We start from the raw sequence: 8,052 nt of genomic DNA, 5'->3' as shown, positions 1-8,052 counted from the left end.
CGCAAGGTGTTTTAACAAATCAAAAGGGGTTTTTATAGCTGCCTCATCGCTGAAAGCTCTACGGAACCCCCTGCCTAGCAGGGGGTTTTCTATATACAAAAAATCCCCGAATTTTAGATTCGGGGATTAGCGGGTTATGTTAACGAATAATCATTATCGGCTAACGGACTAAATGCAAAAAGTGAATGTGTTTTTCGTATTGATCCAAAATATCGTGGATGATCTGCTCCTGCGTCCATCCCATCAGGTCATAATCCTGACCGCCCTCTTTGAGGTAAACCTCCGCACGATAATATTTTTGCTCTTCAATTTTTTCTTCATCTTCCAGACCGGCAAGAGCAAATGCAGGCTGAATATAACCCCGTAAACGTACTTCATAAACGAAGCTGATATTTTCACCAAAGTCTACTTCCAGATGAATGCGATCTTCAGCTTCATCATTAATCAAAACTGTTTTATTTTGTTTTTCCAGCTCTCCGGCAACCATACTCATTGACTGCTGGATAACTTCGCTCATAAAACGTTTTACCTGTGATCGCTTAGGATAATAGACAATATTTCTTAACCTACGCTGCCACGGTATCGGGTTACGGCTGGCCGTAGGCGCTATCGTCGTCATCTGCTGGCTATCTTTCTTATAGGCATCAATCCGCAATGCTTTAAGCAAGCCATATATCGAAATTAATAACACAATTGAAAAAGGAAGCGCGCTGGCAATGGTTACCGTTTGCAGAGCCGATAATCCTCCTGCAACCAGTAGGGAAATAGCCACAACGCCCATTAATCCCGCCCAGAAAATTCTTTGCCAGACAGGTGTATGATGAGCACCACCGGATGCCAGTGTATCAACTACCATTGCCCCCGAATCTGCTGAGGTGACAAAAAACATCACCACCATCACCATTGCAATAAATGATAAAACAGTCGGCAGAGGGAAATATTCCAGGAAATTAAACAGGGCCAGAGAAACATCTGTCTGTACGACATTAGCTAATTCTTTGGCCCCTTTATTGGCAATCAGATCAATAGCGCTATTACCGAATGCCGTCATCCACATCAGGGTAAAACCACTGGGTACAAACAGAACACCAGTTACAAATTCCCTGATTGTCCGCCCCCGGGAAACTCTGGCGATAAACATTCCAACAAACGGAGACCAGGATAACCACCATCCCCAATACAGTAATGTCCATCCCCCCAACCAGTTACTGGACTTAGGTTCATAGGCATACAAGTTAAATGTTTTGCTAACAATTTCAGAAAAGTATCCACCGGTGTTTTCCACAAAGGATTTCAGCAACAGTACAGTTGGTCCCAAGGCAACAACCAACACAAGCAAAAGCACAGCCAGACCTAAATTCACTTCGGATAAAATCCGGATGCCTTTATCCAGACCGGAAACAACAGAAATAGTCGCCAGAGCAGTGATCGCAATGATCAGTATAACTTGTACCGTTTCATTAATAGGCAGGCCAAATAGATGGTTAAGGCCTGCATTTACCTGAAGAACGCCGTATCCAAGAGATGTCGCAACACCAAATACCGTCCCGATAACGGCAAAAATATCTACCGTGTGACCAATCGGTCCATAAATTTTATCGCCGATAATCGGGTACAGCGCTGAACGCAGGGTTAAAGGCAATCCATGACGATAACTAAAAAATGCCAGAATTAAAGCCACAATGGCATAGATCGCCCAGGCATGTAGTCCCCAGTGGAAGAAAGTTAATTGCATAGCCTGTTTAGCTGCCGCAATACTTTCAGGAGTACCCACCGGTGGTGACAGATAGTGCATCACCGGCTCAGCAACACCAAAGAACATCAGCCCGATACCCATACCCGCAGAAAATAACATGGCAAACCAGGAAAAATAACTGAAATCGGGTTCAGCATGATCGGGGCCAAGCTTGATATTGCCGTATCTGGATAACCCCAGATAGGTCACTGAAAGTAAAATCAACGCAACGGCAAGGATATAAAACCAACTAGCATTAACAAACAAGTCTTGCTGCAAAGATTTAAACCACCTATCGGCAAGCTCTGGTTTCAAACCAGCAAATGCGACCAATGCAATGATCAAAAATGCCGAGAAGAAAAAGACTGGTGGGTTAATGTAAGTTTTCGTTTCTACCTGTCCAGTATTATCTTGACTCATACTCATCCTTCAAAAATTAGTGTCCGACACTATCTCCTATATCATTCAAAAAAATTTTGTCGAAATTTTAATAAAATTAAATAACCCCATCAGGAGTTACGCATCACGCAAACATTTTGTGTACATAATTCACTCAATTTTTACGTTCATGATCACCTTAACATAAAAATCAGACCAACTGTACTTATAGAGAGTTATACAAAAAATGGCATTAACAAATTAATAACATCAATAGCTAATAAGTTAAAAACAAAAAACATTAACCTCATTTTTCGTGTAATTCATTAATAGTATTTAACTGATAGTGCAACGATTTCTCATTCAGGTTAATAACTAACATAAGGAAGTTAACATCATGTTAAACGCGTTAAACAGACCAAATGGGTTAAAAGGCAAGCGAGTTGTAGTTACAGGTGGTGGACGTGATTTTGGGCAGGCTATTTCTGTCTGGCTGGCACGGGAAGGTGCCCATGTTGATCTCTGTGTTCGCCAATTAAAAAATGCTGAAGCGACCTGTGAAATTATTCAGAATGAAGGAGGAGTCGCAAGAAGCTATCAGTGCGATATCAGTGATGCACAATCAGTACGCGATTTTGCCGATCAGTTACTACAGGACAGTAAGCCCATCGATATATTGATATTAAGTGCTGCGCAATGGCTGGAGGGTGAGCTGAGTGAGAATAATAGTGATGAAGATATTATCAGCACGATAAATTCTGGTGCGACAGGTTCCATGTTATTGACCAAAATGCTATTACCAAGCCTGCGACAGTCTCAGGGAGCTGATATTATTGCGATGGTATCAGTTTGTGGTATCCCAAACTTCACCCGCTCTGTCGCCCATCCGGCTTTTTTTGCAGCCAAACATGCTATGAGTGGTTTCTGCAACACGATTTCACACCAGTTAGGTAAAGATAATATTCGCGTTACAGGGATATACCCTCCCGACTTTGAACTTAATGGGTTTGATGAAGTTCTGGATGATCACACAACAATGGGTAAACAAATGTTGAATGGCCGTTCGGTATGGGAATCCATACGGTTTGTTCTGACCCAGCCCCGCAGTTGCCATGTCAGTGCAATTTATTTTCAGGGACCGACTTTTGAAGATATGAAACAGTTATAGTCGCTCAGAATAATTTATTATTCATATTCTTCTACGGTTGATGATAATTCATCAACCGTAACACATATTTCTCATTACTCTTTCTAATTCATTACTCGGATTGTAAATAAAAAATTCACCTTCCATTAAAATTTGGGCATTTCTTTGAGCACCTGCATACGCTATATTTTCACCATCAAGAATAATACTGAATTCAGATATTCCCGATAGATGTTCAATACGTACCGTAAGATTATCATCACTACCGTTTCGGGAATAATGGATATCACTGGCAATAGTTCCAGAAAAACAATTAGCAGCAGCTAAACAACAACCACCCGAAACAGCAACCGATGAATGAACATTTTTGGGAGTAAGATATCTGATGCTGATATCACCTCCATTTACAGGAGGAGCAATAATCGCTATTTTGGGCTGAGTTATAGATTTTTTTAAATCATCCTCATCCATTAATTTCCCATCATGTTTAATAATTCCCATTTTGCTCCCCATCCCTGATCTTATTGCCAAAATTTTTTCTTGTAATAATGTATTATTTTCAATTTCCTTGACACTTTCATAACCAGTGATCCCTAAATCTTTTGCATTGATAACGATCATGGGTACAACAACATCGATACAAGTAAGAGGAATATTATTAAATATATCAATTAAATTCCCTGTAGGGAAAATCGATGATGTTTTTGAACAGGCTGGAAACTCAAATAAAACATGAACTTCCGGGAAATCCCCAATAACACCGGGGATAGATGTTAATTGATATTCAGGAGACACATTAGCCATTGAACATAAAATATTTTTACGCGTATTAGTGTTATAAATATTTAGCCTGCCATCAGGCATTAGCAATTTCTCTTCAGGTAAACCTCTTATCACCAATGGTATTGATGAAGTCATATTTCCACAATTAACTTCCCATGATACCGTATTGCTATCTTTTTCAAGCTGGGCAAACGTACTAATAACTTTTTTAGATTTACCATCTATATCAATGATAAATACTTTGTTGCTGGTAATCACTCTTCGGCCTAATCCATGTGATTGGGTATTGTCTTTAACGGTACCTAGCAAAGGAACACCCATTATGTGCCTAAGAATCTCTTCCTTTAATTCTATTTTTTCTGGCAAATATTTCTGTAATACAACCACACCTGTAGAAGTCCCGCCTCTGACATAATAGAGTGGAATTTTAATTGGAATAGATCGTTTTTTCATAAAGCTATCACTATCAATAAATTGAAACCATGGCCTGAAAATCATAAAAACGTGGGATTGCAATAAAATTGCATGACATCATTTTCAATTTAATTAATTATTTAAACCTTGAATGATGAAAAAATAGCAAAGCCATCAATAAATTGAAAATCATATTGCATTAACAATAAACAAAACCTCAATGAAACAACATGCAATAAATATAAATGCATATAACACCAGATAACAATTTAATATTTAGTGAGTTAAGCACATGGCTAAAAAACACATCTTATAAAAAAAACACCATTGATGAAATTAACGACTTTCACAGTAAATATTTCAATAAAATCAAAACCATTTAAAAACATCGAATTTATTGTTGTATGATTATTGAAAAACATGATATACAGCTCAATGTATCTTGAGTGATAGAATATAGGAATAACAAACTCCCCAACCAAAGTTTGATTTTTAAAATAAGAAGAATATGCATCTCACTATTAAACAATAAGATTTATTGTCTCTTATTAAAATTAGGAGTAGTCATGAAGGATAAAGAACCTGACCAACTACGTCGCCTATTAGTAAAAGCCCCGCTGCTGGTTCCCTTATTCACAACACTTCCCGCCTCTGCAAAAGAAAGACTGGTGTCATATTTCATCGGAGATAAATCCCCCGATGCGATACCAACAGTCGGAAAAACGCTATTGCTGAAAAACGCGGACATGGTTGTGACTATGGATAAAGACAGGCGTGAAATTAAAAGAGGCTGCGTCTTTATTAAGGGAAATAACATTATTGCTGTCGGGATGGAAAGCGAAGTACCACAGACAGCCGATAGAGTTATCGATCTCAAAGGGTATATCGTTATTCCGGGCCTGATTAATACTCACCATCATATGTACCAGAGCCTGACCCGCGTCGTGCCATCGGCACAGGACGGCGAGCTGTTTACCTGGTTGACCGCACTGTATCCGATCTGGGAAAAACTGACTCCGGAGATGATGAAAGTGGCAACCAAAACGGCGATGGCTGAATTGATGCTTTCTGGCTGTACCACTTCCAGCGATCACCAGTATATCTACTCGAACGGCATCAAGCTTGATCACAGTATTGAAGCAGCACAAGAAATGGGAATGCGTTTTCACGCTTGCCGCGGTAGCATGAGTATGGGTAAAAAACAGGGTGGTCTGCCACCAGACTCCCTTGTTGAGAATGAGAAATTTATCCTGAAAGACACCCAGCGTGTGATTGAGCAGTTCCATGACGCAAAGCGCGGTGCGATGATCCGCATCGTAGTTGCACCTTGCGCTCCGTTTGCAGTAAGTGAAGTATTAATGCGTGAATCAGCAAAACTTGCCCGGGCGCACGGCGTTTCACTGCATACCCACTTGGCAGAAAACATCAGTGATATCGATTACAGCAAAAAAAACTTCAACAAAACCCCGGCTCAGTATGTGGAAGATCTTGAGTGGGTTGGTCACGATGTGTGGCACGCACATTGTGTGAAACTCGACGACTACGGCATAAAGCTGTTTGCCCGTACCGGCACCGGCGTAGCACACTGCCCTTGTTCCAACATGCGTCTGGGTTCCGGTATCGCACCAGTGCGGCATATGCTGGATGCCGGAATGCATGTGGGACTGGGAGTCGATGGCTCCGCCTCTAACGACAGTTCAGATATGATGGCAGAAGTGCGTCAGGCGCTGCTATTACAACGTGTAGGTTTCGGCCCGGAAGCACTAACTGCTCGTGAAGCGCTGGAAATCGCAACACTTGGGGGCGCAAAAAACCTCAACCGTGATGATATAGGCGCTCTGGCTCCGGGCATGATGGCAGATATTGCTGTGTTTAGCCTCAAAGGCATTGGCCTTGCAGGCGCACAGCACGATCCGGTCTCAGCGCTGGTGTTCTGTAATCCGGGTAAAGTAGCGTACAACATCATCAACGGCCGCATCGTAGTCGAAGACGGTAAAGTGACTACCGTGGACGTCCCTGTCATTATTGAACAGCATAATCGCCTTGCCTACCAACTGGTTGAGGGTTAAACCAAAAAAGTCATGTAAATACGTAATTTTTCGAGCTGTTAATAAAACTCTCTGCGGGGTATTGGTACGTTGATATTTCATCCATTGTTATATGAGATAATAAACTCCAAACCATATAAAGTAATAGGTATGCTGACAGTGACTGAATCAATAGAACAAGGATTTCCCACTCCACAGCGTTATTTTGCGGCCGCTGCTATTCTGATCGGCGTATTTATGGCATCTCTGGATAGTTCTATCATCAATATATCCCTACCTTCTATTTCTCGTTCATTAAAAATCGATCCGGCTTCTGCCATTTGGATAACTAATAGCTACCAAGTAGCCAGCGCAGCTACAATGCTGATTTGTGCTTCTCTAGGATCATTAATAGGAGAACGTCGTTTTTACACAATAGGTATGATCTTATTCACTCTATCCTCATTTGGATGTGGAGTATCACACACTTTTCCTATACTCATCTCTATGAGAATTATACAAGGCATTAGTTATGCAATAATGATTAGTGTTGGTTTGGGTTTATATCGTATTATATTTCCACCACATTCAATTGGAACTATATTTGGGTTTAATGCGTTAGCATTTGCTGTTGGTACAGCTACTGGCCCTTCATTAGGTGGAATGATCATCTCTTATTTATCATGGCAATGGCTATTCTACATAAATATTCCTTTAGGTATCCTAGCAATATTTTTTTCATTGAAGCATTTAGGATTTGATAAATCTAATAAAAAAGGCTTCGATTTTATCGGCTCTACAATATCTGCAATTGCTTTTGGTCTTCTTGTTATATCAGTTAATAATATAGGTAAGAGTAATAACCCTATCATTATATTGGGTATCATATCCTCATTAATTTTATTCGTAATATTTATTACTATACAAAAAAGATCAAAGAACCCACTACTACCACTTGATATATTCAAATCAAAAAAATATTCATTTGCAGTATTATCTTCAATGATAATGTTTATATCACAAGGCATGGCTTTAGTTGCTCTACCATTTGCCTTGCAACATACCTATTCATATAGTGCACTTGAATCTGCACTTATTTTCACACCATGGCCTGTGGCAGTAGCTATCTGTGCACCAATTGCAGGAAAGCTTTCCAACAGGTTTAATCCAACACAAATTTCAACAGCAGGAATTGCCTGCCTTTGCATCGGGTTGGCATTACTAGCTGGACTACCAGAGAATCTAACAATATTTGATTGTCTTTGGCGTATTGCAATATGTGGTATTGGGTATGGTCTTTTTTTGCCACCTAATAACAAGGAAATGTTTTCCAATGTAGAAAAGAAAAGAACGGTCACTGCATCAGGGGTTCTATCCACTGCACGTACTGCCGGACAATCTATTGGAGCAGCATTAGTTGCAATGATTATTGTACTTCTAAAAGAAACATCAGACAGTTTAGGTCAGCATTTTATAATCTATGTATTTGGAACAGCTTGCTTTATATCGGTATTATCTTGTTTAGCGAGTATTCTCAGAGTTCATAAATAGTGAATGACTATGATTAC

General features: G+C 40.1%; 5 protein-coding genes. 3 read left to right on the top strand and 2 right to left on the bottom strand.

Annotated elements, in window-relative coordinates; translation table 11 throughout:
• Nucleotides 1-160: 160 nt before the first annotated feature.
• On the bottom strand, nucleotides 161-2,155 hold the full coding sequence (locus AACS90_RS19205; RefSeq protein WP_099121164.1) for a BCCT family transporter: 1,995 nt from the start codon (nucleotides 2,153-2,155) through the stop codon (nucleotides 161-163).
• A gap of 355 nt (nucleotides 2,156-2,510) precedes the next feature.
• Between AACS90_RS19205 and AACS90_RS19200 the strand changes: the two genes are divergently transcribed.
• The gene (locus tag AACS90_RS19200; RefSeq protein ID WP_099121163.1) at nucleotides 2,511-3,281 is read left to right on the top strand and encodes an SDR family oxidoreductase; all 771 of its coding nucleotides are present in this window, start codon (nucleotides 2,511-2,513) and stop codon (nucleotides 3,279-3,281) included.
• Between the two features lie 51 nt (nucleotides 3,282-3,332).
• Here AACS90_RS19200 and AACS90_RS19195 read toward each other — a convergent pair whose 3' ends face one another.
• Nucleotides 3,333-4,496, bottom strand: coding sequence for a PrpF domain-containing protein (locus AACS90_RS19195; protein WP_193757151.1), 1,164 nt, complete (start codon nucleotides 4,494-4,496; stop codon nucleotides 3,333-3,335).
• A gap of 527 nt (nucleotides 4,497-5,023) precedes the next feature.
• On the opposite strand from AACS90_RS19195, the gene AACS90_RS19190 reads away from it, so the two are divergent.
• Both AACS90_RS19190 and AACS90_RS19185 read left to right on the top strand, forming a co-directional pair.
• Complete coding sequence (locus AACS90_RS19190) at nucleotides 5,024-6,526, top strand: 8-oxoguanine deaminase (RefSeq protein ID WP_099121161.1); 1,503 nt, start codon at nucleotides 5,024-5,026, stop codon at nucleotides 6,524-6,526.
• 129 nt (nucleotides 6,527-6,655) lie between these two features.
• Complete coding sequence (locus tag AACS90_RS19185) at nucleotides 6,656-8,035, top strand: MFS transporter (protein ID WP_099121160.1); 1,380 nt, start codon at nucleotides 6,656-6,658, stop codon at nucleotides 8,033-8,035.
• Nucleotides 8,036-8,052: the final 17 nt, after the last annotated feature.

Source organism: Xenorhabdus sp. KK7.4, assembly GCF_963876465.1.
Taxonomy (GTDB): Bacteria; Pseudomonadota; Gammaproteobacteria; order Enterobacterales; family Enterobacteriaceae; genus Xenorhabdus; species Xenorhabdus stockiae.
This window is presented reverse-complemented; position numbering and strand designations above follow the sequence as displayed.